General features: G+C 71.1%; 24 protein-coding genes and 2 pseudogenes. 11 read left to right on the top strand and 15 right to left on the bottom strand.

Annotated elements, in window-relative coordinates:
• Positions 1-979 (bottom strand): phosphopantetheine-binding protein (locus AB0I76_RS03690; protein ID WP_357029485.1); only part of this gene is annotated, 979 nt, incomplete at its 3' end.
• A 147-nt stretch (positions 980-1,126) separates the two neighbouring features.
• Between AB0I76_RS03690 and AB0I76_RS03685 the strand changes: the two genes are divergently transcribed.
• Entirely contained in the window at positions 1,127-1,258 is a 132-nt protein-coding gene (locus AB0I76_RS03685) for a hypothetical protein (protein ID WP_357029482.1), read from the top strand.
• A gap of 72 nt (positions 1,259-1,330) precedes the next feature.
• Positions 1,331-2,095: pseudogene (locus tag AB0I76_RS03680) on the top strand (HupE/UreJ family protein); the annotation flags it as partial.
• A 211-nt stretch (positions 2,096-2,306) separates the two neighbouring features.
• Here the strand turns inward: AB0I76_RS03680 and AB0I76_RS03675 are convergent.
• The 7 genes from AB0I76_RS03675 to AB0I76_RS03645 form a co-directional block, all read right to left on the bottom strand.
• Positions 2,307-4,028: an acyl-CoA dehydrogenase family protein gene (locus AB0I76_RS03675; protein ID WP_357029479.1), complete on the bottom strand. Its 1,722-nt coding sequence runs from the start codon at positions 4,026-4,028 to the stop codon at positions 2,307-2,309.
• 22 nt (positions 4,029-4,050) lie between these two features.
• Entirely contained in the window at positions 4,051-4,602 is a 552-nt protein-coding gene (locus AB0I76_RS03670) for a PadR family transcriptional regulator (RefSeq protein ID WP_357029476.1), read from the bottom strand.
• 271 nt (positions 4,603-4,873) lie between these two features.
• Positions 4,874-6,688 (bottom strand): ABC transporter ATP-binding protein, encoded by a 1,815-nt coding sequence (locus AB0I76_RS03665; RefSeq protein WP_357029473.1) that lies wholly within the window; start codon positions 6,686-6,688, stop codon positions 4,874-4,876.
• The gene (locus AB0I76_RS03660) at positions 6,685-7,710 is read right to left on the bottom strand and encodes a MauE/DoxX family redox-associated membrane protein (RefSeq protein WP_357029471.1); all 1,026 of its coding nucleotides are present in this window, start codon (positions 7,708-7,710) and stop codon (positions 6,685-6,687) included. The genes AB0I76_RS03665 and AB0I76_RS03660 overlap by 4 nt, the downstream gene beginning before the upstream one ends.
• A gap of 1 nt (position 7,711) precedes the next feature.
• Positions 7,712-8,722 (bottom strand): MvdC/MvdD family ATP grasp protein, encoded by a 1,011-nt coding sequence (locus tag AB0I76_RS03655; RefSeq protein WP_357029491.1) that lies wholly within the window; start codon positions 8,720-8,722, stop codon positions 7,712-7,714.
• Between the two features lie 15 nt (positions 8,723-8,737).
• Complete coding sequence (locus AB0I76_RS03650; RefSeq protein WP_357029468.1) at positions 8,738-9,028, bottom strand: hypothetical protein; 291 nt, start codon at positions 9,026-9,028, stop codon at positions 8,738-8,740.
• On the bottom strand, positions 9,025-9,378 hold the full coding sequence (locus AB0I76_RS03645; protein ID WP_357029466.1) for a hypothetical protein: 354 nt from the start codon (positions 9,376-9,378) through the stop codon (positions 9,025-9,027). The genes AB0I76_RS03650 and AB0I76_RS03645 overlap by 4 nt, the downstream gene beginning before the upstream one ends.
• A 106-nt stretch (positions 9,379-9,484) precedes the next feature.
• Here AB0I76_RS03645 and AB0I76_RS03640 point away from each other — a divergent pair.
• Positions 9,485-9,921, top strand: a pseudogene (locus AB0I76_RS03640) (transposase); the annotation flags it as partial.
• Here the strand turns inward: AB0I76_RS03640 and AB0I76_RS03635 are convergent.
• A complete protein-coding gene (locus tag AB0I76_RS03635) occupies positions 9,922-10,500 on the bottom strand; it encodes a TetR/AcrR family transcriptional regulator (RefSeq protein WP_357029488.1) in 579 nt (192 codons plus the stop codon).
• A gap of 155 nt (positions 10,501-10,655) precedes the next feature.
• On the opposite strand from AB0I76_RS03635, the gene AB0I76_RS03630 reads away from it, so the two are divergent.
• Both AB0I76_RS03630 and AB0I76_RS03625 read left to right on the top strand, forming a co-directional pair.
• Positions 10,656-11,675, top strand: coding sequence for an aldo/keto reductase (locus tag AB0I76_RS03630; protein ID WP_357029463.1), 1,020 nt, complete (start codon positions 10,656-10,658; stop codon positions 11,673-11,675).
• Between the two features lie 118 nt (positions 11,676-11,793).
• Positions 11,794-12,672, top strand: coding sequence for an LLM class flavin-dependent oxidoreductase (locus AB0I76_RS03625; protein ID WP_357029460.1), 879 nt, complete (start codon positions 11,794-11,796; stop codon positions 12,670-12,672).
• 87 nt (positions 12,673-12,759) lie between these two features.
• Here AB0I76_RS03625 and AB0I76_RS03620 read toward each other — a convergent pair whose 3' ends face one another.
• From AB0I76_RS03620 to AB0I76_RS03595, 6 genes are all read right to left on the bottom strand, one after another.
• Positions 12,760-13,176 (bottom strand): (4Fe-4S)-binding protein, encoded by a 417-nt coding sequence (locus tag AB0I76_RS03620; RefSeq protein WP_357029457.1) that lies wholly within the window; start codon positions 13,174-13,176, stop codon positions 12,760-12,762.
• 31 nt (positions 13,177-13,207) lie between these two features.
• Complete coding sequence (locus AB0I76_RS03615) at positions 13,208-13,516, bottom strand: GNAT family N-acetyltransferase (RefSeq protein WP_357029453.1); 309 nt, start codon at positions 13,514-13,516, stop codon at positions 13,208-13,210.
• A 250-nt stretch (positions 13,517-13,766) separates the two neighbouring features.
• Positions 13,767-14,831, bottom strand: a complete 1,065-nt coding sequence (locus tag AB0I76_RS03610) for a PHB depolymerase family esterase (RefSeq protein ID WP_357029450.1) — start codon at positions 14,829-14,831, stop codon at positions 13,767-13,769.
• A gap of 30 nt (positions 14,832-14,861) precedes the next feature.
• Positions 14,862-15,338 (bottom strand): GPP34 family phosphoprotein, encoded by a 477-nt coding sequence (locus tag AB0I76_RS03605; protein ID WP_357029447.1) that lies wholly within the window; start codon positions 15,336-15,338, stop codon positions 14,862-14,864.
• The gene (locus AB0I76_RS03600; RefSeq protein ID WP_357029445.1) at positions 15,335-16,054 is read right to left on the bottom strand and encodes an ABC transporter permease; all 720 of its coding nucleotides are present in this window, start codon (positions 16,052-16,054) and stop codon (positions 15,335-15,337) included. The genes AB0I76_RS03605 and AB0I76_RS03600 overlap by 4 nt, the downstream gene beginning before the upstream one ends.
• Positions 16,055-16,080: 26 nt before the next feature.
• Entirely contained in the window at positions 16,081-16,962 is an 882-nt protein-coding gene (locus AB0I76_RS03595; protein ID WP_357029441.1) for an ABC transporter ATP-binding protein, read from the bottom strand.
• 107 nt (positions 16,963-17,069) lie between these two features.
• On the opposite strand from AB0I76_RS03595, the gene AB0I76_RS03590 reads away from it, so the two are divergent.
• The 6 genes from AB0I76_RS03590 to AB0I76_RS03565 all read left to right on the top strand — a co-directional run.
• A complete protein-coding gene (locus AB0I76_RS03590; RefSeq protein WP_357029438.1) occupies positions 17,070-18,224 on the top strand; it encodes a histidine kinase in 1,155 nt (384 codons plus the stop codon).
• Positions 18,221-18,823: a response regulator transcription factor gene (locus AB0I76_RS03585; protein ID WP_357029435.1), complete on the top strand. Its 603-nt coding sequence runs from the start codon at positions 18,221-18,223 to the stop codon at positions 18,821-18,823. Before AB0I76_RS03590 ends, AB0I76_RS03585 begins: the two co-directional genes overlap by 4 nt.
• 318 nt (positions 18,824-19,141) lie before the next feature.
• Positions 19,142-19,588 (top strand): SRPBCC domain-containing protein, encoded by a 447-nt coding sequence (locus tag AB0I76_RS03580; RefSeq protein ID WP_357029431.1) that lies wholly within the window; start codon positions 19,142-19,144, stop codon positions 19,586-19,588.
• Entirely contained in the window at positions 19,585-20,286 is a 702-nt protein-coding gene (locus AB0I76_RS03575; protein ID WP_357029428.1) for a TetR/AcrR family transcriptional regulator, read from the top strand. Before AB0I76_RS03580 ends, AB0I76_RS03575 begins: the two co-directional genes overlap by 4 nt.
• A 394-nt stretch (positions 20,287-20,680) precedes the next feature.
• Positions 20,681-20,806 (top strand): hypothetical protein, encoded by a 126-nt coding sequence (locus AB0I76_RS03570; RefSeq protein WP_357029425.1) that lies wholly within the window; start codon positions 20,681-20,683, stop codon positions 20,804-20,806.
• Positions 20,807-21,084: 278 nt separating this feature from the next.
• Positions 21,085-25,756, top strand: a 4,672-nt coding sequence (locus AB0I76_RS03565; protein WP_357029422.1) for an amino acid adenylation domain-containing protein, incomplete at its 3' end; no start/stop codon positions are given.

Below are 25,756 nucleotides of genomic sequence, written 5' to 3'. Positions count from 1 at the left end.
GGACGAAGCGCGGCACGCCGAGCTGCGCCGGCGGGCACGTCCACGGCAGCGAAGGGCCGGAGGGAAGGGCCGGCAGCCGTCGCGCCCAGTACTCCCGGTCCCGATCGCGGCGGGCCAGCTCGGCCGGATCCCGCTCGCGGCGGGCCAGCAGGTCGGCGAAGGTGAGCGTCGGGTACGGAAGCTCCGCGTCGGGGTCGGCGACGTACCGGCCCCACTCCCGCATCAGCAGCATCCAGCTCGTCAGGTCGAGCATGATGATGTCCAGGCCGACGTGCACCCGGGTACGCCCGTCCGGCAGCAGCGTCGCGCGCAGGTCGAACAGCGGCCAGCGCCCGACCGGCCGTAGCTGGTGTGAGCACTCCTCACGGAGCCGGGCGAGCGTCACCTCGGGCTGGCTGTCGCCGCGCAGGTCGGTGCGGGCCAACCGGTAGGGCGGCACATCGGTGAGCGTGTGCTGTCGGATGTCCTCCCCCACCACCGTCCGCAGCATCGGGTGCCGGCTCACCACCCGGTTCCACGCCTCCTCCAACCGCCGCACGTCCCGCTCCGGGTCCCCGTCCGGTCGGCGGTCGTACTCGAAGTAGAAGTAGGTGGCCACCCCACCGAGCGGGAACGACGGATCACGTCCGACGAGGTAGGCGGTCTGGATCGGGGTGAGCGGGAAGCCGGCGCCATCCGGCCCTGGGTGAGCCGGCGCCACGTCCCGGCCGGGGACGAGTGCCGGGCCCGTGCCTTCGCCGGCGATGTCCGCCGCCAACGTTTGCGCGGTGGCCTTGTCCAGGAAGGCTGTCAGTGGCAGCTCCACCCCCAGGTCGTCGCGGATCCGGCGGCGCAGCCGCACCGCCGAGAACGACTCCAGTCCCGCCTCGGTGAGCAGCTGATCCGGATCCACATCGGACGGGTCGACGCCGAGCACGTCGGCGATGCAGTCGACAACGGCGGCCAGCTCAGGCAGAGATGGCGCGGAGGGCACGGTCATGCGGCAGTCCTTCCGGGCGCGGGCGCTGCCCATTAGACCATGCAAACGAAAACCGTTTCCAGTCTCAATAGACGTCGCTTCGCCCGTCACAACGGAACCAACCGGGACTGGGGAGCGACTACCAGGGCGACCCAGCAGGCTTCCTGCTTGCGGTCGGCTACGGAGGAGGGGCAGAGCGGGCGCGGCCTGGGCTCACACATGCTCGCCGGCTGGGATCACCTGCTGTTCGTCGGCGGGATTCTGCTCCTGGCCGGCGAGATCCGGCGGGCTGCCAGCTGATCTCCCTCTTCGCGCTCGGGCACAGCGCCGCCCTCTGCACCGCCACCGTCGCCGACTAGGCACGTCAACCCGGTCCTGGTCGACATCGTGGTCGCGCTGAGCCTGGTGTTCGTCGGCGTGGTCGGCCTGCGCGGCAGACCGAACAACTGGGCCTGGCTCGCCGCCGTCGTGCTCGCCTTCGGCCTCGTCCACGGCCTCGGCCTGGCCACCCGGCTGCAGGACATCGGCCTGCCCGCCGGCGGGCTGGTTCCTCGGGTGCTGGCCTTCAACCTGGGCGTGGAGATCGGGCAGCTCATCGCGGCCGTGGCCTGGTTCATGATCGGCGACGTGCTGCGTCACCACCTGCCCCGCCTGCGCGACGTTCGGCTGTCGCACGGCGCGCTGATCGCTGCCGGTGCCGTCGCCGTCACCGTCCTGGCGGCCACCTCCGGTCGGGACGCGCTGCGGCCGGTCCGGGCGGCTGCCGAGCCGGCGGGCAGCTCCGAGGTCCGCAACCGCACCGAGACGTTCCCCGCCGGCAACGCCCACCCGGTCAAGGACTTCTTCGAACCCGGCGAGACCGTGCCCGCGACGTCCTTCGGGCACATCATCGGCGACGGGTACGTCATCGTCACCTACCGGCCCGACCTGCCCACCGAGCAGCTCGCCCCGGTGCGGACCTTCGTCACCGACCCCACCGCCGGCCGGGTCGTCGGCGGCTCCGCCACCGGCCGGACAGAGGCGGTCAAGGCCGTCCACGCCTACCGCACCATCGCCTGCGACACGGTGGACATCGACGCGGTCCGCCAGTTCACCCGCGACTGGTTCGCCGACCCCCGCTCCAGACCCGCCGAATAGCCCCAGCGCCAGTCATGCCTGACCACCAGCACATCGGCGTGAACCGCGGCCGATTGCTGGCCCAATTGCTACCGCTCGTGCCGAGGGAGCTGACCCACACTCGCGGCATCGGACCAGGCAGCGCCAGACCCATGGCCGATACTCGCGGGCACAGCGGGCGGGCCGGGATGTTCCCCGGCCCGCCGTAGCGCTCGATCAGGTCGGCAGCGCCCTACGGCTGCATCTCGTACGCCCCGGAGAGCGCCTCGACCTGCGCCCAGACGGCGGCGGTGCGGGACGCGTCGGGAATCGGGCGGCGCAGATGCGCCACCGCCCAGGCGGCCTGCGCCTCGGTGGTGGCCGCCTTGCCGTACAGGTCTGTCGCGAAGGCGGAGAAGTCCCCGACGAGTACCGCGAAGATCTCATCGAGCAGGTGGCGGTCCAGGGCGGTCAGCTCGGCCTGTTCCAGGATCAGCTGACCGTAGACGACCAGCGCGAAGAGCTGGCCGAGGGTGAGCAGGAAGTCCAGGTCGCGTTGCTGATCGTCGTCCGGGGCGTGGGCACGCAACAGGTCGCAGAGTCCGTCGGCCTGTTCCCGGAGCACCGCGACGTTCGGGATGTCGGCGTACGCGTCGTATGCGCTGCGCCAGTCGTGGAACCGGATCGCCCCGAGGCCGCGGGCCGGCCCCTGCTGAAAGAGGAACTGGTCGTCGGTGGGGTCCTGACGGGTCGGCACCGGCGCGAAGTCGGCCGGTTGGAACAGGTAGTTCGGCATGAACTTCAGGATCAGGGCAAGGTTGACGTGCACGGTGCCCTCAAGCTTCGGCAGGCCACGGATGTCCTTGGCGGCCTTGTCGAAATAGGTGTCCGCCTCGAAACCCTTCGCGGCGATCACATCCCACAGCAGGTCGATCACCCGCTCGCCCTCGGTGGTGACCTTCATCTTGGTCATCGGGTTGAACAGCAGGTACCGCCGGTCGTCAGGGCCCGCTGACCGGAAGTAGTCGGTGGCGCGGTCGCTGAACAACTTCATCGCGACCAGCCGGGCGTACGCGTCGGTGAGCTCGCGCCGCACGTGCGGGAAGTCGGTGACCTGCTTACCGTAGAGCACCCGCCGGTGCGCGTGGGTGACTGCCTCGTACATCGCGTGCTCGCAGATGCCGATGGAAGCGGTGCAGAGGTTGAACTTGCCGACGTTGACGGTATTGAGCGCTGCGTCGAACGCGGCCTTGCCCGTGTGCAGCACGTCCTCGCCGCGTACCGGGTAGTCCTCGAGCCGGAACTCGCTGACGTACATCTGCCCATTCACGATGTTCTTGACCAGGCGGTAGGCGGGGTGGCGGCTGTCCGCGGCGAAGAAGACGTAGCCGTCAGGCCCCTCGACGTCGGCGCGGCGGCCGAAGACGGAGACAAGGCCGGCGACGTTGCCGTTGCCGATGTAGTACTTGCCGCCGTTGGCCCGGAATCCGTCCGCGCCGTCCGGAGTGAGGATCATGTCCGTGGAGTAGATGTCGGCGCCGTGGCTGCGCTCGGACAGGCCGAACGCCATGACATGGCCGTCGGCGAGCAACTGGGCTGCGCGGGCGCGGGCGGTCGGGTTCGCGCTCTGCCACACCGGCCCGAGACCCAGGACGGTGACCTGCCAGGTGTACCAGTAGCCGAGACCGTAGAAGCCGAGGATCTCGCTGAGCGCGGCGTTGCGCGCGGTGTCCCAGCGTCTCCCCGCGGCCCCGCCACCATCAGCTGCCGGCGTCAGGAATGTCGCGAACAGGCCCTCCTTCGCGACGAAGTCCAGGAAGTCGCCGTACCAGGCCCGGTCGTTGTAGCTGTCGACCAGCGCCTTCTTGCCGCGGTTCTCGAAGAAGTCGACGGTGGCGCGTAGCAGCCTGCGCGTCTCGTCGTCGAGGTGTGCGGGGTCGTAGGTGCGCGGGTTCAGCAGCAACGGGTTCGCCATGGTGGCATTGCCTTCCTGGGGGTCAGCGGCCGAGGCCGTGGAGGGTTTCGAGGACGTCGCCGAGCCAGTCGAGGACCATCCGCTCGTACGCGACACCGCCCCGCAGCACGACGTGCTGCAACCGCCGGCCTGCGTCGAGCTCGCCGGCGTCGGGAAAGTCACGCCGCTCGCCGGCCAGATAGCTGTTGAGGGTGGCCTCATGGTCGGCGCGGTACCGCTCGACCTCGGCGATCAGCGCAGCTCGGCCGGCAGCGTCGTCGAACGCCGCGCCGCGGATCTTCACGGCCAGCTCGTGCCGGACCGTCTCCGGCCGGACGGGCTCCCGCAGCCAGCTCGTGAGCACCGCCCGGCCGGCCGCGGCTGCGGAGTAGCGCCTCTTGTCGGGGCGACCATCCTGGCCGATCTCCTCGGCGGTGACCCAGCCGTCGGTCTCCATCCGCCTGAGGACGCGATAGATCTGCTGGTGGGTGGCGGTCCAGAACCGGCCGATGGAGCGCTCGAACCGCCGGGCCAGCTCGTAGCCGGACCCGGGCTGCTCCAGCAGCGAGACGAGAATCGCGTGTTCCAGTGCCACACCGACGATCCTGCTATGCAACGAGTTGCATAGCAATCCCTGCGACCATCTGGATCTCGAATGGCTGAGACAGCCGCGGCAAACACGCCGGCGCGACCCTCTCTCGGGTCGACGTCAGGCTGAAGCCGCGCCAGGACGCGCTCGCGGCCGAGCCCTGACACCTACGCCTGCGGGAGACGGCCACGCTGCTCTACTCCGGCTCCTGACGGCGGCCCGCCAGCCACCGACGGCCGGCGGCCACGCCGGGCGTCGACCCTGCTGGGGCGGGCCGTCAGGCCGGCTGTGGGTCCTGGTAGCCGGCGGCCTGGAGGCCGAACAGCCGGGCGTACGCGCCACCTGCGGCGAGCAGGTCCCCGTGGGTGCCGCGTTCGGTGACCACCCCGTCGGCGAGCACCGCGATCAGGTCGGCGTCCCGCACGGTGTTCATCCGGTGCGAGATCAACAGGCTGGTCCTGCCGGTACGGTGCTCGGCCAGCCGCCGGCCGATCTCGTGCTCGGCCTCGGCGTCGAGGCCCGCGCTCGGCTCGTCCAGCACGAGCAGGTCGCAGCCGTCCCGCATCAGGGCCCGGGCCAGCGCCACCCGCTGCCACTGGCCACCGGAGAGCACCACCCCGGAGGTCGGGTCGTCGCGGTCGGCGGCGTTCATGTACACCCGGGTGAGCAGGGTGTCGTAGCCGCGCGGCAGGCTGGCCAGCACCTCGTCGATGCCGGCCAGGCGGGCCGCGGCCCGGATCCGGTCGAGGTCGTCGAGCGCGGACACGTCGCCGACGCCGATGTTGTCGGCGGCGCTGAGGTCGTACGACATGAAGTCCTGGAACACCACCCCGATCCGCCGGCGCAGCTCGGCCGGCGGCAGGTCCCGCAGGTCCACGCCGTCCCAACGGATGCAGCCCCGGGTGGGGTCGTAGAACCTGCACAGGAGCTTGACCAGGGAGCTCTTGCCGGCGCCGTTCAGCCCGACCAGCGCGACGGACGTGCCGGCGGGGATGGTCAGGTTCACCCCGCGCAGCACCCAGGGCAGCTCGTCGTCGTAACGGAACCAGACGTCGTCGAACTCGATGCCCCGCCGCAACGGCGGCACCGCCGGCAGCTGACCCGGGCGGGGCGGCAGGTCCGGCGGCGCCTCGACGACGAACCGGTAGTGCCCGAACACCAGCATCGCCTCGTGCAGCCGCCCGGCGTTGACGAAGACCGTGCTCATGCCGCCCTGCACGCCCGCGACGGCGGCGACGAACACCGTGACGTCGCCGACGGTCAGCGCCCCGGAGCGCGCGGCCCCCACGGCCCAGACCAGCCCCAGGCCGGCGACGACCGCGCCGAGCAGGCCCTGGAGGGTGGCGACGAGCAGCTCCCGCCGGTCCATCCGCCGCTGGCCGGCGTGGATGGAGCGCAGCTCGGTGAGCATCCGGGTGCCGAACAGCCCGCCCAGGCCGTAGAGGCGCACCTCCTTGGCGGCGGTGACGCTGGTCATGAGCTGGGCGTAGAAGAACTCCCGCCGAGCCGCGTGCCCCTGTTCCCAGAGCAGCCCGGCGCGTTGCCGGGACAGCCGCAGCTCGGCGCGCAGGGTGGGCACTGCGGCGACCGCCACGACCAGCAGCATCCACGGGTTGATCGTGGCCAGCGTGGTGAGGAACGCGAGCATCGTGATCAGCCCCTGAGCGGCGCCCAGCGAGCCGCTGACCACCTCGGGCGGGCCGGTCGGGCCGGTCTCCGCGGCGAGGCTGAGCCGGTCGTGGAAGGCCGGGTCCTCGAAGCGGCGCAGCCCGGCCATCCGACCCACGGCCGTGTAGAGGTGCCGGCGCGCGGTCAGCCCGACGCGGCGTTGCAGCTCGGCGTCGGCGTACCGGCCCAGCTCGGGCAGCAGCACCGTGGCCACCCCGGCGGCGGCCAGCAGCAGCACCGGGCCGGTCAACGGCTGCCCGCCGCCGGCCAGCCGGTCGAGAACGATCTTCATCAGCCAGGCCGCCGCGACCGGTACCGCGCCGGTGGCCACGGTGAGCAGGACCCGCACGACGAGCCAGCCGGCCGCGGCGTCCCGGGCGATCCGGGTCGCGGCGAGCAGGGAGCCCCACGCCGAGGCGGTCACGACGCGGCGGTCTCCGGAACCCGGTCGAGGACGAAGTGACTGGCGACCATCGTGTCCCCGGCGAGCAGCCCGAAGGCGGGGTAGCCATCGACGCCGAAGGCCCGGGAGACCGGCCCGCGTTCAGGTTCGACGACCACCCGGGCCACCGGGGTGAGCTGGTCGCTGAGCCGGCCAGCGGCCTCGCCCGAGCCGAGCACCACGGCGAGGACCCCCTCCCGGCCCTCGGGTCGGGCCCCGGCCCGGGCGACGAAGCCGGGCAGGCTCTCGGCGCACGCCGGGCAGCTCGGGGAGACGAAGGCCACCAACGTCTCGCCCCGCAGGTCGGCCCGGGTGACCGGTGCGCCGTCAACGGTGGTGGCCGTGAAGTCGCCGACCGTCGCGCCGGCCGCGAGCATGATCGGCTCCGGGTTGGCGACCCCCTCGATACTGACTTTCAACAACGCGGACTGCTGCCGCAGCCGCCGCAGCACCACAGCGAGCGCCACCGTGTTGGCCAGGCAGACCACGGTGAGCAGCGCCAGCACCAGGGGAAGGTAGGGCATCTCGCCTCCCGACCAGCCGGGCGGCCCGCCGGCGCCCGTCAGGGACACCGGCCGCGCTCCGCCGAGTGTGAGGACCGTACCGCCGACGGCCACCGCCGTCAGCCCCACGTTGCGGGCCAGGTGGGCGGGACCGGGCGGGTCGTCGGTGGCACCGAAGCAGCGGCAGGGCTCGCGTACCCCTCGTCGGATCATCACCGCGACCGCTGCCGTGAAGGCCCCCAGCAGGGCGGCGGCAAGGACGTACCCGGCCGGGGCGAGCGCCGGGACGGCCAGCGCCGCAACGAGCGTGACAGCGGTGACCACCTCGGCAGTGACCACCCCGACGGCGAGCGGCCGGGCGAACCCGGCCGGCACGCCGAGGGTACGGGGCAGCGACGCGCGGAAGGCCGCGTGGGCCGCCCGACGCAGCTTGCCCGCCGCCGACCAGGCGAGGGTGACCGCGAGGACGAGTTGACCGACGATCAGCACCGCGCCCGTCATGTCAGTAGCCGACCTGGGTGACCTCGCCCTGCCGGTAGGGGCCGCCGGCGAGGAGCAGATCCGCGACGGTGTCGCCCAGCGGCAACCCCAGGTCGTGCTGCATCCACATGAACTGGCCGCCCGGGTTGACCTCCAGGAACACATGCTCCCCGTCGGGGGTGACGATGAAGTCGATCGCGGCGTAGACGATGTCGAGGCGGTCGAGCATCCGTTGGACCTTCGCCACCACATCGTCGGGCAGCGGCTTGTACGGCCCGTACGGCAGGTGGTTCTCGCCGCGCCAGTCGACGGAGGTGGTGGACATGGCCTGCGAGTCGATGACCACCGGGAACCAGGTGTCGCCGATGACGGTCAGCCGTACCTCGTACGCCTTGTCCACGTACTCCTGGAACATGCAGACGGTGTGCCGGACCCGGTCGGCGTGCGTCAGGATCTCGTCGCCGACCACGGTGGTGTAGAGCCCGCTGGGGAACGCGCCCGGGTAGTGGATCACCCCGCCGGTGAGTGCCTTGTAGACGATCGGCCGGTCGGCGGACTCCACGAGGGCCTTCACCTCGGCGGGGTCGTTGGTGAGCAGGGTGCGCGGCACCCGCATGCCGAACTGCTTGGCGAGCTGGAGCTGGTAGGGCTTCAGTTCGGCGACGGCGTCGACGTCGGGCCGGTTGACCCAGAGACAGTCGGTGGCGCGCAGGATGCCGCCGATGCCGTGCAGCGCCTCGTTGCGGGCGAACTGCTGCTCGGCCTCGCTCATCTTGGCATCGAAGCGGAACGCGGTGGGACGGCGGTACCACACCCCGGAGAGCCGACCGAGGTCGATCTCCCGCCCGCGGTGCAGCAGCCGCCGTCGTTCGCCATCGAAATCCGAGGTGGTGAACGTCAGCGTCTGCGGGAAACAGCTCAGGTCGACGCGTACGACGTTGGCGCCTCTCGCGGTGAGACTCCGTACGACGGGATCGACCGTGGGGTCGAAGTCCTGGGTAAGGATCAGGATCCCGGGATCCGATGGCGACATGGTCACGTGGCGTCCCTAGGCGCAGACGTCGTCGGTCACGCAGTCACCGCAGTTCGCCCCGGATGTGCGGGTCTTGGTGTAGATGCCGGCGGTGATGCCGCCGTCAGGGGTGACCCACACCTGCTGGTCGGGGTCGTAGTGGCCCAGCTCCGCCTCGGCCTCCTCCGGCATGCCCGGGTCCCAGTTGGCGAACAGGTAACCGAAGGGCTGCTTCTCGTGGTCGGCCGGCAGCGGCTGGCTGAAGTCGTGTCCGCTGGTCATGGACAGGGACGTCCGCAGGGGGTTGCGGGTGAGCGTGGTCGTCATTCCTGGTCTCCTTCGTTTCCGGCCGGCGAGGTGCCGGCCGACGACAGCGGCTCGGTGAGCCCAATGATTCCGGGCACGTCGGCGGAGAACGACCAGACCAGGTTGTCCTCGTCGTAGTGCCCGGCGTCGAGAGTGAGATCGGATTCCAGCTCGTCGTGGTCAGAGCGGTCGTACAGGTAGCCCAACGGCGCATGGTGGTGCACGCGGCGCTGTTCCCGCAGGTCGACGTCGACTGCCCGGACGACGAGACGCGTCCCGTCTAGTTCCGGACGGTCCAGCCGCAGGACGGTGGCGGGGATGGCCGCCCGCCCCCGGACGTCGCCGTCCTCAGCTGGTCCTTGGTCGTCCACGTCAACATCCTCATCGATACATCTAACTTTGTGAAGGGCTCCGGAGCTGAAACTTCCACGCGCGCCGTCGACGGGTTCGGTGGTCGCCTCGAACCCGCCGGCCGTCCACCTGCATGCCGCGCCTTTGCGGGGCACCCTCCGTCGCCGGTCACCCCACCGCGATGCCCGGTGGGGACCGAGCCCGGTGATCATGGGTTGGGCCGGTCGAGGGGCGGGCTGACCACCCAGACGCACCTGGCGTGCGAGCAGGACCGCAAACCGCTCGCCGTGGTAGTCACTGGCGGGCAGCGCGGTGACCGCCCGCAGTTCATCCGGGTCCTGCGCAAGATCCGCGTCAGGCGGGTTGGCGGTGGCCGGCCGCGGACTCGCCCGGACCAGGTGCTGGCCGACAAGGCGTACACCATCAGAGGCAACCGCTCACCTGCGCGCCCGCAAAACCGAGGCGTGCATCCCGAGCAAAGCCGACCAGGACGCCCACCGTTAGGCCAAGGGATCCGAAGGCGGCCGGCCGCGTTCGATCCGGTCGTCTACCGGCAGCGTCACCTAGCGGACGCGAAGCCCGGCGACGAGGAGGTCGACCAGGCGGCGTGGGTCGTAACGGGGATCGCTGCCCGCGCCGATGCAGAGATTGCCGACGCCGCGCAGCAGCCCGTAGGCGTCCATGTCGGGGCGGATCTCGTCGGCGGCGACGGCGGCGTCGAGGAGCTGGTCGCAGACCGGGACGAGCCGGTCGAGGAAGTAGGCGTGCAGGGTCTGGAAGGCGGCGTCGTCGGACTGCAGCGCTGCGGCGAGACCGTGCTTGGTGACCAGGAAGTCGACGAACAGGTCGATCCACTGCGCCAGGGCGGCGTGCGGTGTGTCGCTGTCGGCCAGCAGGGCCGGTCCCGCCTCGGCGCACGCCTCGATCTGGTGCCGGTAGACGGCGACGATGAGGTCGGCCCGGGTGGGGAAGTGGCGGTAGATCGTGCCCACGCCGACGCCCGCCCTGACGGCGATGTCCCGCACGGGCACGTCGACGCCGGAGGTGACGAACGCCGCGGCGGCGGCGTCGAGCAGGGCCCTCTCGTTGCGCCGGGCGTCGGCCCGCTTGCGCGGGACCGGTTGCTCCGAGCCGCTGTCGATGTCGGCCACGTCGCGTTACCTCCGTCACTCCGCTTGGCATCCGGAACGCCGTTCCGTATGTTGGTTATCGGAACATCGTTCCGCTTGCTCAGCATACTGACCGGACGGGCTACCACCAAACCGTGTACCGCCGGACGTCTGTAGGGAGAACAGTCATGCAGTACCGCACGTTGGGTCGCACTGGTGTGCAGGTCAGCACCCTCGTACTCGGCGCGATGAACTTCGGCAAGATCGGCAACACCACCCAGGAGGAAGCCACGGCCATCGTCGACGCAGCGCTCGAGGCGGGGATCAACCTCATCGACACCGCCGACGCCTACAGCGGCGGTCAGTCCGAGGAGATGGTCGGCAAGGCCATCGCCGGCCGCCGGGACGACGTCGTCCTGGCCACCAAGGCGACCCTGCCGATGGGGGACGAGCGCAACCAGCGGGGCGGTTCGCGCCGCTGGCTGGTCACCGCGCTGGAGAACAGCCTGCGCCGCCTCGGCGTCGACCACGTCGACCTCTACCAGATGCACCGGTGGGATCCGACGACCAGCGACGACGAGACGCTGTCGGCGCTGACGGACCTGCAGCGCGCGGGCAAGATCCGCTACTTCGGCTCCTCGACCTTCCCGGCCTACCGCATCGTGCAGGCGCAGTGGGCCGCCCGCGAGGGACGTCTGAGCCGTTACGTGACCGAGCAGCCGAACTACTCGATCCTGCAGCGCGGCATCGAGACCCACGTGCTGCCCGCGACGCAGGAGTACGGCATGGGCGTGCTCGCCTGGAGCCCGCTGGCGTCGGGCTGGCTGTCCGGCGCGATCCGTGCCGGCCAGGAAATCAGCACGAACCGCGCGGGCTTCATGCAGCAGCGCTACGACATCAGCATCCCCACCAACCGCGCCAAGCTCGACGCCGTCGAGCGGCTCGCCACAGTTGCCGACGAGGCTGGCCTCAGCATGATCCAACTCGCGCTCGGCTTCGTCACCGCGCACCCGGGCGTGACCAGCGCGATCATCGGCCCCCGCACGATGGACCACCTCCGCTCGCAACTCGCCGCCGCGGACGCGGTGCTCTCGGCCGACGTGCTGGACGCGATCGACGCGATCGTGGCTCCCGGCGTCGACCTCGCCGCCCATGAGAAGAACGACACCCCGCCCGCTCTGCTCGAGCCGGCGCTGCGCCGCCGCTGATCACCCGGCACGTCGGTGACCGGGCGGCAGACGGACGTGCGCCTGCGCGTCCGCCTGCCGCCTGACCCGCCGCACAGCCAGGCCTTCCCAGGCTCGCGTCGAAAGGACGAACGGACCCATGCCAAGCAAGCCCTCGCTCAGCTTCGGGCTCATGACCGCCCCGATGCACGTCGACTACCACGACGTCCTGCGGGTCTGGCAGGAAGCGGACGCCATCGCCGAGATCGAGCACGCGTGGCTGTTCGACCACCTCATGCCCATCGGTGGCGACCCGGGCGGACCGGCGTACGAAGGCTGGACCCTGCTCTCCGCCCTCGCCGCGCAGACCGAGCGGCTGCGCCTGGGCGTGATGGTGACCAGCAACCGCTTCCGGCCTCCCGCGATGCTCGCCAAGATCGCCACGGTCGTCGACATCGTCTCCGGCGGGCGCCTCGACTTCGGCATCGGCGTCGGGTCACGGCCTGGTCACCCCCTGGCCCTGCGGGAGTACGCCGCGCACGGCCTGCCCTTCGCCGACACCGCCGACGCCGTGGGCAGCCTCGCCGAGGCGCTCACGGTCATCCGGCGGCTCTGGACCGACAACGAGCCGTTCGACTTCCACGGCACGCACGTCGACCTCACCGGAGCGTTCGCCAGCCCCAAGCCCGTGCAGCGCCCGCACCCGCCGATCGTGATCGGTGGCCGCTCCGCCGCCACGTTGCGGGTGGTCGCCGAGCACGCGGACATCTGGAACATCGCCAGCGGGGACGTCGACGACGCCGTCAGCCGCGGTGCCCTGCTGGAACGCTACTGCGCCGAAATCGGCCGCGACCCCGCGTCGATCACCCGCTCGATCAATCTGCCCGTCTCCTACGACCAGCCCGGGCTCGCCCAGGACGCCATCGGCAGGGCGATCGGCGCCGGCTTCGGGCACATCGTGCTCGTGCTGCCGGCGCCCTACCCCGCTGGCGTCGCAGGTTGGGTCGCCGACGAGCTCATCACCCCGTCGACCACATAGCGGCCGTTGGCGGTTCGGTCCGGGAAGAGGTCGTCTGCTGGCGGCCACGGCGAACGCCGTCCTCCTCACCGCGGCTGTGCCCGTGCCCTACGGTGTCTGACCGCAGGGCCCCGCGTGGTCGCAGTACGGCTGAAGACGGCTCTGCCCGCAAGCACACAGGACGGCCCTGGTCTCGGCGCGCGGGCCTTCCGGCGTGTCCACCCTCAACTCGCCGTGCACGACTAACTGTCCGATGGAGTTGCGCATGATCTGCGTGGGCCGGTCCGGGGTCTCGGCCCCGCCGTCCACGAGTTCGTACTGCAGCGCCCCCGACGGGCAGCGCCGCACCACTTCGGCCAAGCGCTCGGCCTCGGCACCGTCGGGCCGAATCCACGGGCGCTGGCCCGTGTCGAAGACTTCCGGCAGGCCGCGCACGCACTCGGCGGCGTGCAGACAGCGCCTGGCCTCGAAGGTCACGGTGATCGACCGACCCTCATACGCTTTCTTCTCGGTTCCGCTGCTCATGCTGGCCTCCGTCGCTGCCATGTCCGGCTGTTCAGTCGCTGACTCTGCTGCGGGACTGGTACACCAGGTCCTGATACTCGGGGTGCCTGGCGATCCACCCCGCCATAAATGGGCAGGTGGCCAGGACCAACAGGTTCGCGGCGCGCGCCTTGTCGAGGGCGGTGCGGGCCAGTGCTGCCCCGACTCCCCTGCCCTCGTACTCAGGCGAAACCTCGGTGTGCACGAACGCGACGAGTTCGGTGGTACGGATGTACTGCGCGACGCCCGCGACCTTGGACTCTCCATCGATTCGGGCCTCGTACCGCTTGGCCTCGGGAGCATCACTCACTCTTACTGCCATGTGTCCTCCATGTGTCTTCAGCGTGGATCTCAAGCCACACTGGTCCGATCTAGTTGATGCATCACCTGATATCACCGGCCTCCTGGGTCGACCCGTTGGTGGACGACACGTCGGGAGGCCAGCCCGGCGCGCAGGCAGGCCGCGTCGTCGCGAATCGTTCGTGACCGGTGAGGCAAGCTCAAGGTGCGGCCGGTCGACCTGGCTGAGGAGACGACCGGTCCCGATAGGCGCGGCCGGGCCGACGGGGTTCTCACGGCATCGGGTGGCGCTCGGCGAACTCCCACACAGTCGTGCTGACGTCGGGGCCCGCGTGATCGGTGTAGCGGCCGTCGCCGTCCGGGCCGGGCCACACGTGCCCCATGTCCTGGACGCGGTACGCCTCGACGATCGACGAGCCGTCTTGCGCCGAGATCGTCGTGTGCGTGTACGCGTGCCGCCCCGCCACGGCGGGCACGGACACGGTCTCCTCGGTCAGGTCGAGGCTGTCGTTGGGCAGCCCGTCGTCGACGAGGTCGCCCACCGCGGTCCACTGTTCGACGAGGCGGGTGGCGACCAACGGCGGCACGACCTCGTCCCGCTCGCCCTGAATGACCAGCAGCGGCACCGGGCGCGCCCGGTCGCCCATCTGGGCCCAGGCTTGACGTGCCGTGTCCAGCGGCGACGTCGAGTCGGGATCGTCCGGGTCCACCTGGTTGAGCCCGTACTCGCCGCCGGCGACCGAGGTCACCGTGGCGAAGATGTCGGGGTAGGTCGCGGCGAGGATGACCGCGGTTCCCGCGCCCGACGAGGCGCCGGCCACGTGCACCCGCGCGGGGTCCGCGTCGTACTTCTCGACCACCTGGCGGGCGACGCCGGCGAGCAGCGCGGGTTCGCCGGTGTGCCGGTGCTGATGCCGTGGGTCGGCGGAGTTCCAGCAGGCGATCAGGTTGCGGGAGATCAGTTGCGTGGGGTAGACGACGATGAAGCCCTTCCGGTCGGCCAGGCGGTTGAACTGCGTCGTGGATCTCATGGAGTTCCATCCGTAGCCGGTCATGCCGCAGCCGTGGATCGCCATGACGACCGGTAGCCGGGCCGTCCCCTTGTGCTGGGGCGGAAGGTGGACCTGGTAGCGCTGTGAACCGGCGTCGCCCTCGTAGACGTGGTTGCGGTCGCCGTCGCCCATCTGCCAGGGCAGGCCGAGCTGAAGGGCGGCGACGCCGAGGCTGGCGGCGGCCACCACGGTGGCGAGGATGCCGGAGACGTTCCGGAGCCACCGCCGTCGCAAAGGACGGGTGGGCTCGGCGTCGGCATCCGGCGCGGAAGGCGGGGAGGTCACGCGCGTCTCCTTTCTTGTACGGGACCGCGTCTAGTGGATGTCGACACGGTGCGGCGTGGGTCGGGTGTGCCGGACGGCAGCGAGCAGACGCGCCCGGCGTCCGGTCCCACCCTCGCGCAGGGCCGTCGTACGGAACAGGCCGAGCACCCTGTGCGGCTTTTGGTCGACGTCGCCCCGTGCGATGAGCCTCTCCAACACCGGCCTGCGCAGCGGGGGGCCGATCGCCGCGAGTGCGGTCTGCACGCCCCTCGGCTTTCCGGAGAGGTAGTCCCACGCCGGGCGCAGGAGGCCATCCGACGGTGGGTGACCCTCCACGCTCCTGACCCTGTCCCGGTCCACAGTGGCCAGGTGTTCGCCGAGGGCGAGGTCCGCGAGGACGGCCCCACCGAGGACGTACAAGAGGGTGTTCTCCCCCGCGATGGTCCCCGACCCGGGTTGGAACAGAAGCAGCAGGAGATCTTCCACCAGCGTCGGTGGGTCTGCATGCTTGCGGGGTTCGGTGGTCATCGGCGGGGCTCCCAGCGGAAGAGTCGGCTGGCGAGGGTGACGGCGATGGCGACCCAGGCCAGGGTGGGTGCGAGCAGGTACAGGGATTCGGTCACGGCAACGCCGCCGTTCCAGGCGTTCATGGTCATTTCGGTGGCGGCGCCGCCGGGTAGGAGTCGCTTGAGCCAGGTGAGGTCGGTGGCGCCGGTGATGCCGATCCAGCTCGACACGGCGATCACGCCGAGAGTGACGGGCAGGGTGGTGACCTGGGCGTGCTCGGGGGAATTGGTCAACCCGGCGGTGGCCAGCGCCAGACCGATCATCATGGCCAGGGTGGCGATGGTCGCCACCACGAGCAGGACGATGTTGGCCGGCCCGCCAGCGACCACGGCCAGGGCGATCAGGATCGCGGTCACCTGGATCAGGGCGAGGACGACGACCGGCAGCAGCAGGCCGGCGAGGATGCCGGTGTCGCTTGCGGCGGTGGAGCGCAGCCGCTTGAGGAAGAGATTCTGCCGTCGGGAGGCCAGGGTGGTGACGGCGGTGGCGTAGAGCCCGAACGCGGCGATCGTGAACATCACGATCGCGGCGATGTAGCCGAGGCTGCCGAGGGCGGCGTAGGTCTCGTGCTGGCGGACGAAGAACGCGCTGACGACTACCGGGATGATGAGGCTGGTGATCAGCACCAGCCGGTTGCGGAAGATCTGGATCAGCTCGCTTGCGGCGATGGACAACACGGCGACACTCCTGTCGAGATGGCGGGTCAGCTGCTGATGGCGCGGAAGACGTCGTCGAGGCGGGTTGGTCCGGCCTCCAAGCCCTGCAGCTCGACGGCGTGGTCCTGGGCCCACCGGAGCAGGACGTGCAGGTCCTTCTGCAGTCCGAAGGTCTCGACCACGACCTTTCCCTCGGCGTTGACCGCGGCCTGCAGCGGTAGCGCCGGTGCCCCGGCCGGAAGGGAGAAGCGGATGACGGCCGGCAGGGTGCGGGTCAGTTCGGCCACGGTGCCCTCGCGGTGAAGGGTGCCCTGGTGCATCAGTCCGATGCGGTCGGCGCGCTGCTGTGCCTCCTCCAGGTAGTGGGTGGTGAGCACGATGGTCGCGCCGTTCTCACGCAGCCGGTCGACGGTCGCCCAGACGGCGTCGCGGGACTGGATGTCCAGGCCGGTGGTCGGCTCGTCGAGGAAGAGCAGCTCCGGGGTGCCGTAGGCGGCGGTGGCGAAGTCCAGCCTTCGCTTCTCCCCGCCGGACAGCTGGGCCACCCTCCGGCCGGCCCGGCCGGTCAGGTCGACGAGGTCGAGCACCCGGTCGACGTCGTCGGTACGCCCACTGAGCCGGCCGATCAGACCGACGGACTCACGGACGGTGAGGTCCGGGGAGAAACCGCTCTCCTGGAGCATGACGCCCATCCGGGGACGGACCAGGCGTCGGTCGCCCGGGTCGTGCCCGAAGACGCGCACCGTGCCGGACGTCGACCTGCGGTGTCCCTCGATGACCTCCAGGGTCGAGGTCTTCCCGGCGCCGTTGGTGCCCAGCAGGGCGTACAGCTCTCCGGGTCGAACCTCGAAGGAGAGGTCCTTCACGGCGTGGAAGTCGCCGTAGGTGAGGTTCAGCCGGTCGACGTCGATGACGGGTGTGGTGGTCATGTCCCCATGACAGCAGCGATCGCGGCCGTCGGTCAGTGCCACCACGTCACGGCTACAAGTGACGCGGTGTCACTGGTCGTGGCCGGTGGCCGCCGGATACTGAGAGCGTGACCGCACGATCGCCGCGCTTCACCGAGTCGACGCAGGGGAGGCTGCGCCGGCTCAACCTGGCGACGTCCCTGCCGCCGGTCGTGATCGCCGCCGTGGTCCTGCTCTACACCGACGCGCGTACCTGGTGGCACCTCGTCGTCCTGGCCCCGGGAGCCGTGGCGGCCGTGGTGGCCTTCGAGCGGTGGACGGCCAACGACCTCGCCCGGTTCGCGCTGCCCTGCTTGCTCGTCGCGGGAGTGGTGTGGCCGCTGGGGGTGCTGGTGACCGGCAGCCCCAACGCCTACTGGGGTGTCTGCGCCGTGGGTTCGCTCGCCCTGCGCGAGGTACGGCGGTATCGGGCTCGGGCGGTGGCCGGACTGTTCACCTACGTCGCCGCCGTCGGCGCGGCGCGGCTGCTGGTCCAGCGGGACGACATCGGTCACGTCCTGGTCACCTACGTGCTCATCCCGACTGCCCTCACCGTCGTGGTGACGGTCTTGACCATGGTGGGCGAGCGGTTCTACGACCTCATCCGGGAACTCGAGCAGACCCGGGAACGCGAGGCGGAGCTGGCCGTGGTCCGGGAGCGCGTCCGGTTCGCCAGCGACCTGCACGACATCCAGGGCCACACGCTGCACGTGGTGAAGCTGAAGATCGCGCTGGCCCAGCGGCTGCTGCTCCGCGACACCGCACGGGCGGAGAAGGAGCTGCGGGAGACGTACGCGCTGGTCAGCGACACCATTGCGCAGACCAAGGAACTCGCCTACGCCCAACGGCGGCTCAACCTCACCGCGGAGATCGAGAACGCGAAGAACCTGTTCGAGGCCGCCGGCATCCGGGTCCGGGTGACCCGGGAGGCGGAGGTCGACGCCCGCGTCAGCGAACTGCTCGGCCAGGTGCTGCGCGAGACCACCACCAACATCCTGCGCCACGCCCAGGCCACCCAGGTGCAGATCACGCTCTCCGACTCAGGCATCACCATCGTCAACGACGGCGCGAGTGCCGACACGCCGCCGCAGCTCAGGGGACTGTCCGCGCTGCGGCAGCGGGTGGCAGGCGACGGAGGTGAGCTCATGGTGGAGCAGCACGAGGGGCGCTTCCGGACAGCCGCGACGTTCCCGCCCGCCCGTGGCGCCGCGGCCCCACCGGCCCTGAAGGAGGACGACCGATGACGACCATCGTGCTCGCCGACGACGAGGTGCTGCTCCGTACGGCCCTCGCCGCACTGCTGCCCCTGGAAGGCGACATCACAGTCCTCGCCGAGGCGCAGGACGGCGAGGCCGCCATCGAGGCCACCCTGCGGCACCGGCCCGACGTCCTGGTCATCGACCTGGAGATGCCCGGTGTGGACGGCCTCGGCGCGGTCGCGGAGATCCGTCGTACGCGACCCGAACAGGTGGTCCTCATGCTGACCCGGCACGCCCGCCCCGGCGTGCTGCGCAAGGCCCTGAGACTCGGCGTCCAGGGCTTCGTCAGCAAGTCCGCCGAACCGGCCCACATCACCTCCGTCATCGCCACCCTGCACGACGGTAAGCGCTGGATCGACCCGGACGTGTCCGCGCTCGCCGTCACCGACGACTCCCCTCTCACCGACCGCGAAGCCGACGTCCTACGGGTCACCGGCGAGGGCTACTCGGTCGCCGACATCGCCACCCGACTCCACCTCGCGCCGGGCACCGTCCGCAACTACCTCTCCAACGCCATGCGCAAGACCCAGACCCGGACCCGACACGAAGCGGCCCGCTACGCCCGCCAACACGACTGGCTGTGAGCGGCGGACCGGACCGGTCCTCGCCGGGCGCGACCGGACGCCATCGACGGTCTCCGTGATCCGGAGGACTGGCGCGCATCGCTACCCAGCGAGCGGCCCGGGACCCGCACCCGCACACCTCGGATCGCACCGGCGTCATCGGGGCCAGCACGATCCGATTGGGAAGGTGGAGTTGATGTGAGATCCCAAAGCTTTGGGCGTGCGACGCGGCGTGACTCACCCGGCGTCCGGCCCGTTCCCAGAATCTCTTGGTGGGGCTAACGCTGTTAGCTACCATTGTGGCTAACAGCGTTAGCCGTGCGTGAGACGGAGTGAACCATGAGCACAACCATCAGCACCACGATTGACATCGCCGCCAGTCCGCAGGCCGTGTGGGAGGTTCTTACCGACTTCGCCGCCTATCCGGATTGGAACCCGTTCATGCGCCGCATCGAGGGCACCCCTCAGGTCGGTACCAAGCTTGTCGTGCACCTGAGCCCACCCGGGGGACGCGGCATGACCTTCAAGCCCACCGTGCTGACCGCGAACCCGGGCCAGGAACTGCGCTGGCTCGGCAAGCTCGGCGTCGGTGGACTGTTCGACGGTGAACACTCGTTCGTCCTCACCGCCAACGCTGACGGGACCACTCACCTGATCCACGGCGAGCGCTTCTCGGGACTCCTCGTCGCCCTGTTCAAGGGCACACTCAAGAACACCCACGCCGGATTCGATGCCTTCAACCACGCGCTCAAGCAGCGCGTCGAGACCGCCCAATTCCCACGATGACCGCCGATGCCGCGGACGCCGCGGACGCCGCGGACGCCGCGGACGCCGCGGCCACCATCCGGACAGATCGGCGTGCTGAACTCATCGCCGCCGCGCGGCACCTGCTGGAGACCGAGGGCGCCGAGGCGATCACCATCCGCCGACTCGGCGCCGCAGTCGGGATCCGCGGCCCGTCGGTCTACAAGCACGTCCCGGACAAGGCCACGATCGAGGACACGCTGACTGCCGCCGGCCTGGCCGAGCAGGCCGACGCCTTGCAGGGTGTGCCCGCGACGTTCCCCGCGCTCGCCCGTGCCTACCGGACATGGGCACTGAGTCACCCCCACATGCACCAGCTGATCAATGACCGACCCCTCAACCGGGCACGACTGCCCGTCGGCCTGGAAGACCGCGCCGGGGCACCGCTCGTCGCCGCCTACGACGGTGACCGGGACATGGCCCGTGCCGCCTGGGCCACCATCAAAGGCCTCGTCGACCTCGAACTCGCCGGCCGGTTTCCCCCCGACGCCGACATCGACGCCATCTACGCCGCGGCCGCCAGGGCCTACGCCACGGCCAAACCCGACCCACCGACACGAGCGCCGAGACAGACAGGCCGGGATCAGCCGGCGCGGGACCCCGCCACGTTCGGGCGTCGTGGCCACGGCGGGGACGCCGGGCCTGTTCCTGGAGGTTGCGACCCTCAACCTGGCTGCTGAGGGTCCGGGGGCACAGTAAGGGGAGCGGAACCCACCAGGACGCCGTCGCTTCCGGAACCGCCACGAACCTGGTGCTGACCTCGCGGGTACGGCGACCGCTCTTTCCTGCGGGCCAGTCTCTCGTACCTCCAGGTGGATGCGCTGCCGACGCCCGCGGTCGCAACCTCGGGCGATCACGACCATGAATCCATGATCCTCGTCCGGGAAGAACTACAACCGGCACTCAGATAATCACCGCAGCCGATGCTGCGCCGTTGGGGTTTGGCTCGTGTACGAGGGGCGGCGGCAACCACAACTACAGGATCAGAATCGCCGCTGACCTGCAGTTGTGTTGACATCGCACGGAACGCATCCCGGTGCTCCCACCTCACCCGCCGCAACTGCGGTCGCCCGTATGGCGTTCGACGCACTGCACTCGCCGCCGACGGCAATAGACGAACGTGCAACGGGCTTCACCGAACGCATCGACGGCCGGCACGATCTGCGGATCCCATCAAAGATCATGAGTGTCATGATGTGACAGGCGACCGCATCAGATAATCGACACCTGTCGCATGAACGACTCATCGCGGGCACCGGCATGGGTAGCTTCCGAGCCGCGGGGCGACCACCGGCCGGTCGTGGCACAGCATGCCCGCACCGTACCCATGGCCGTGCTCCACCGGCTCGGCCGACCCACGTGGACCGGCCGTCAGGGCAGGTTCCGATACCAGGTCACGAGCCGTTACTGGACTGTGCCGCCGCATCGGCGGCGGCGGCCTCCCGGTCGGTGCTGGCACGAAGGAGGAGGCGGACGCGATGACCGACGTCCTGAGGTCCCGGCAGGTGACGCCCGTCGCGCCGCTCCGGCTCGGCCCTGCTGGCGCCGTCCCTGCCGGCGACCCGGTCGCGGCCACTCACGAGCAGCGCCAGATGTGGTCGTTGAACCGCCTCGACCCCGATCCGGGCAGCTATCTGGTGCCGCTGGCGTACCGGCTCCACGGGCCGCTGGACGTGGCGGCGTTGGCCGCGGCGCTGGACGCGCTGGTGGCCCGGCACGCCGCGCTGCGTACCACCCTGGCATCCGGCCCGGCCGTGGGGCCGTCGGAGGTGGACGACGCGGCATCGCGCCTGGTCCAGGTGGTCCACGAGCCGCAGCCCGGGCTGTTGCGGGTGCACGACCTGAGCGGGCTGCCCGCGTGGCAACGCGACCAGGAGCTGCAGGTTCGGATCCACGCGGAGACGCGCATCCCGCTCGATCTGGAACGCGGACCGGTGCTGCGCGCCAGCCTGCTGCGCTGCCGGCCGGAGGAGCACGTACTCCTGCTGACGATCCACCACGTCGCCGTCGACGAGTGGTCGCTCGGCATCCTCCACGACGAGTGGGAACGGCTCTACGCCGCACACCGCACCGGACGGCCCGGGGACCTCGACCCCATCGCCGTCGACCACCGCGATCACGCGGCGTGGCAGCACGACTGGCTCCACGGGGCCGAGGCAGCGGCGCAGCGCGACTACTGGCACGCGCAGCTCGCCGACGCGCCCGCCGTCCTGGAGCTGCCCACCCGAGGTCCCCGGCCCGCCGTGCCGTCCGGCGCGGGGGCCACCCTGTCGTTCCCGCTGGACGTGCCCACCGACGGGCTGCTGGCGCTGTGCCGACGCGTCGGCGCCTCCCCGTACATGGTCATGCTCGCCGCGCTGCACGTGCTGCTGGCGCGCTGGACGGGGCAACGCGACATCGTGGTGGGCACGCCCGTGGCGAACCGCCGGCGGGTCGAGGCGCAGAAGCTCGTCGGACTGTTGCTCAACACCGTCGCCGTCCGGGCCCGACTGGACGACGACCCGTCGTTCGAGGCGCTGCTCGGACGGGTGCGCACCGCCGCCCTCGACGCGCTGGGCAACGGTGAGCTTCCCTTCGGGACGCTGCTGGAGTCGCTGCTCCCGGCCCGCCGCCCCGGCTTCACGCCGCTGTTCCAGGTGATGTTCGTGTACGGCCGCGAGGTCACGCCGCCCCGCCTCGACGGCCTCGAGGTCACCCCGATCGAGGTGCCCGGCACCACCGCCAAGTTCGACCTCACCGTCTCGGTACGGGAGAACGCCGACGGTGTGCGGACCGTGCTGGAATACCGCACCGAGCTGTTCGACGACAACGCGATGGCCCGCCTCGCCGGACACTTCCAGACGTTGCTGCGCTCGCTGGTGGCCGACCCGGGCGCACCGGTCGGCTCGGCCGCGATGCTCACCCCCGACGAGTACCGGCGGCTCGTCGTGGCGGCGAACCGCACCGCCACCCCCGGCGAACCCGACGATCTGGTTCACCTGCTGGTCGAGCGGCAGGCGCGCCGGACACCCGACGGCGTGGCGGTGACCGACGGGGACACCGCGCTGAGCTACCACGAGCTGCACACGCGGGCCGAGGCGCTGGCGGAGACGCTGCGCGGGCGGGGCGTCGGCATCGGCAGCCTGGTGGGTGTGCTGCTGCCGCGCTCTGTTCCGTTCGCGGTGGCGGTGCTCGCCGCGCTGCGAGCCGGCGCGGCCTACGTACCCATGGATCCGGCGAACCCGCCCGCCCGGCTGCGGTATCTGATCGACGACACGGGCACCCCGGTCGTCCTCACCTGCGCCGAGCTGGCGCACCTGGTGCCCGACGGCGCGGCGCTGCTGGTGCCGGACCTGGACGCGCCGGTCCCGCGGGCCCACCCCGGCCGGGATGCCGGCGGCCCGCGGCGACGGCCGCGGCGACGGCCGATGCCCTCGGCGGACGACCTCGCGTACGTCATCCACACCTCCGGGTCCACCGGCCGCCCCAAGGGCGTCATGGTCACCCATCGGGGCGTCTGCAACTACGTGCGCTGGGCAGCCCAGGCCTACCGGCTGCGGCCCGGGGACACCGTCCCGCTGCACTCGTCGGTCGGGTTCGACCTGACCGTCACGAGCCTGCTGGTCCCGCTCACCAGCGGGGCCGCCGTGCTGATGCTCGGTGACCACCTCGGCCCGGAGGCACTCGGCGAGGCTCTGCGCCACCAGCGGCCGGCCTTCGGCCTGGTCAAGATCACCCCGGCCCAGCTCGACCTCGTCAGCCACCAGCTCAGCCCCGCCGAGATGGCCGACCGTACCCGGTGCTTCGTCATCGGCGGCGAGAACCTGCGCGCCGACCAGGTGGCACCGTGGCGGGCGCACGCCCCCGACACCGCGCTCGTCAACGAGTACGGGCCGACGGAGACCGTGGTCGGCTGCGCCGCGTACGAGGTCGACCCGGCCACGCCGGCCGACGGGTCCGTCCCCATCGGCCGACCGATCGCCAACACCGAGCTGTACGTGCTGGACACCTGGCGGAACCCGGTCCCGGTGGGCGTGATCGGCGAGTTGTACGTCGGCGGAGCCGGCGTGGCGCGCGGCTACCTGCACCAGCCGACGTTGACGGCCGAGCGGTTCGTCCCGCACCCGTTCTCGTCCGTCCCCGGCGCGCGGCTGTACCGCACCGGCGACCTCGTGCGCCTGCGTCCCGACGGGAACCTCGAATACCTGGGCCGCACCGACAACCAGGTCAAGCTCCGCGGTTACCGCGTCGAGTGCGGCGAGGTCGAGACAGCCGTCCGACGGTGCCGGCCGGACAGCGACGTGACGGTGCAGTTGCGCCGGGACGATCCCGACGACCCGCGACTGGTCGCGTACGTGGCGGGCGGGACGGAGACCGACGCGGCGACCCTGCGGACGGCGCTGGCCGCCGAGCTGCCGTCCTATCTGGTGCCCGCCGCCTTCGTCTTCCTCGACGCGCTGCCGCTGACCCACAACGGCAAGGTGGACGCCGCCGCGCTGCCCGCTCCCGGTCGGGACGTGCCACGGCAGCGCACCGCGGCCGGACCGGAGCAGCCGACGTCCGAACAGCCGACGACCGCCCCCGCCGAGCCCGGACCGGCGCACTGGGACGCCGCCCGAATCGGGCTGGAGCGGCTGGTCGTGGACGTGTGGCGCGACGTGCTCGGCGTCGCGCGGGTCGGGACGCGGGACAACTTCTTCGACCTCGGCGGCCACTCGATGCGCCTGCTGGCCGTCCTGGAACGGCTGCGCGGACGGCTCGGTGACGTCGTCACGGTCACCGACCTGTTCCGGAACCCTACGGTCGAGTCCCTGGCGACGTTCCTGACCACCGCCACCACCGGCACGACCGCCCCGGCCGCCCCCGCCCGCGTCGCCCGGCCACGGACCGGCGCGACCGGCCACACCGGCCAGCCCGGCGGCCTGATCGCCGTCGTCGGCATGGCCTGCCGCTTCCCCGGCGCGCGGACCATCGACGAGTACTGGCACAACATCCGCACCGAGGTGGAGTCGGTACGGGAGTTCACCGTCGAGGAGATGCTGGCCGACGGGGCGGACCCGGCCCGGCTCGACGATCCCGCGTACGTCCGGGCCGGCACCTGGCTGCCCGGGATCGACGAGTTCGATGCGGCCTTCTTCGGCATCACGCCCCGCGAGGCGGAGACCCTCGACCCGCAGCACCGGATGTTGCTGGAGTGCGCCTGGCACGCGCTGGAGCACGCCGGCTACGACCCGTCCGGCCACGCCGGCCGGATCGGCCTGTTCGCCGGGTCGGGCCGCAGCACGTATCTCCTCGATCACCTGAGCAGCCACCCGAAGCTGATGCACACCGTCGGCGAGCACCAGTTGTCGATCAGCAACGACAAGGACTTCCTGCTCAGCCGGGTCGCCTACAAACTCGACCTGACCGGCCCCGCCGTCACCGTGGCCACGGCCTGCTCGACCTCGCTGGTGGCCGTGCACCTCGGCCGGCAGAGCCTGCTGACCGGCGAGTCCGACCTGGTCCTGGCCGGCGGGGTCAGCGTCTTCCCGGCGCAGCGGCGCGGCTACCTCTACCACGACGGCGGCGTGTACTCCCCCGACGGCCACTGCCGCCCCTTCAGCGCGGACGCGCGCGGCAGCATCGCCTCCAGCGGGGTCGGCATCGTCGCGCTCAAGCGGCTCGAGGACGCGGTCGCGGACAACGACACCGTCTACGCCGTGATCCGCGGTTCCGCGATCAACAACGACGGCGCCCGCCGCACCGGCTACACCGCGCCGGGCGTCGACGGCCAGGTCGCGGTGATCAGCAGCGCCCTCGCGTCGGCCGGCGTGGACCCCCGCTCGGTGAGCTACGTGGAGGCGCACGGCACGGGAACCAGCCTCGGCGACCCCATCGAGGTGGCCGCCCTGACCGAGGCGTTCCGGCGCGACACCGACGAGCGTGGCTTCTGCGCCCTCGGCTCCGCCAAGGCCAACATCGGGCACACCGACGCCGCAGCCGGCGTGGCCGGCCTGCTCAAGACGATCATGGCGCTGTACAGCCGTACGCTGCCGCCGACCATCAACGTCAGCCGGCCCAACCCGGCGATCGACTTCGAGAGCAGCCCGTTCTACCTGAACGACACCGCCCGGCCGTGGCCGGGCGACGGCCCGCGCCGGGCGGGGGTCAGCTCGTTCGGCATGGGCGGCA

The sequence above is a fragment of the Micromonospora sp. NPDC049799 genome (assembly GCF_040656655.1).
Classification (GTDB): Bacteria; Actinomycetota; Actinomycetes; order Mycobacteriales; family Micromonosporaceae; genus Micromonospora.
The sequence above is the reverse complement of the archived record's forward strand: the minus strand, read 5'-3'. Positions and strand labels throughout refer to the sequence as shown.

What these genes read in the sequence shown, in the direction of transcription:
- AB0I76_RS03675 (WP_357029479.1), bottom strand. Translation starts at nt 4,028, where the DNA reads ATGGCGAACCCGTTGCTGCTGAACCCGCGCACCTACGACCCCGCACAC.
- AB0I76_RS03660 (WP_357029471.1), bottom strand. Translation starts at nt 7,710, where the DNA reads ATGACGGGCGCGGTGCTGATCGTCGGTCAACTCGTCCTCGCGGTCACC.
- AB0I76_RS03655 (WP_357029491.1), bottom strand. Translation starts at nt 8,722, where the DNA reads ATGTCGCCATCGGATCCCGGGATCCTGATCCTTACCCAGGACTTCGAC.
- AB0I76_RS03650 (WP_357029468.1), bottom strand. Translation starts at nt 9,028, where the DNA reads ATGACGACCACGCTCACCCGCAACCCCCTGCGGACGTCCCTGTCCATG.
- AB0I76_RS03630 (WP_357029463.1), top strand. Translation starts at nt 10,656, where the DNA reads ATGCAGTACCGCACGTTGGGTCGCACTGGTGTGCAGGTCAGCACCCTC.
- AB0I76_RS03625 (WP_357029460.1), top strand. Translation starts at nt 11,794, where the DNA reads ATGCCAAGCAAGCCCTCGCTCAGCTTCGGGCTCATGACCGCCCCGATG.
- AB0I76_RS03620 (WP_357029457.1), bottom strand. Translation starts at nt 13,176, where the DNA reads ATGAGCAGCGGAACCGAGAAGAAAGCGTATGAGGGTCGGTCGATCACC.
- AB0I76_RS03615 (WP_357029453.1), bottom strand. Translation starts at nt 13,516, where the DNA reads ATGGCAGTAAGAGTGAGTGATGCTCCCGAGGCCAAGCGGTACGAGGCC.
- AB0I76_RS03605 (WP_357029447.1), bottom strand. Translation starts at nt 15,338, where the DNA reads ATGACCACCGAACCCCGCAAGCATGCAGACCCACCGACGCTGGTGGAA.
- AB0I76_RS03595 (WP_357029441.1), bottom strand. Translation starts at nt 16,962, where the DNA reads ATGACCACCACACCCGTCATCGACGTCGACCGGCTGAACCTCACCTAC.
- AB0I76_RS03585 (WP_357029435.1), top strand. Translation starts at nt 18,221, where the DNA reads ATGACGACCATCGTGCTCGCCGACGACGAGGTGCTGCTCCGTACGGCC.
- AB0I76_RS03580 (WP_357029431.1), top strand. Translation starts at nt 19,142, where the DNA reads ATGAGCACAACCATCAGCACCACGATTGACATCGCCGCCAGTCCGCAG.
- AB0I76_RS03575 (WP_357029428.1), top strand. Translation starts at nt 19,585, where the DNA reads ATGACCGCCGATGCCGCGGACGCCGCGGACGCCGCGGACGCCGCGGAC.
- AB0I76_RS03570 (WP_357029425.1), top strand. Translation starts at nt 20,681, where the DNA reads ATGGCGTTCGACGCACTGCACTCGCCGCCGACGGCAATAGACGAACGT.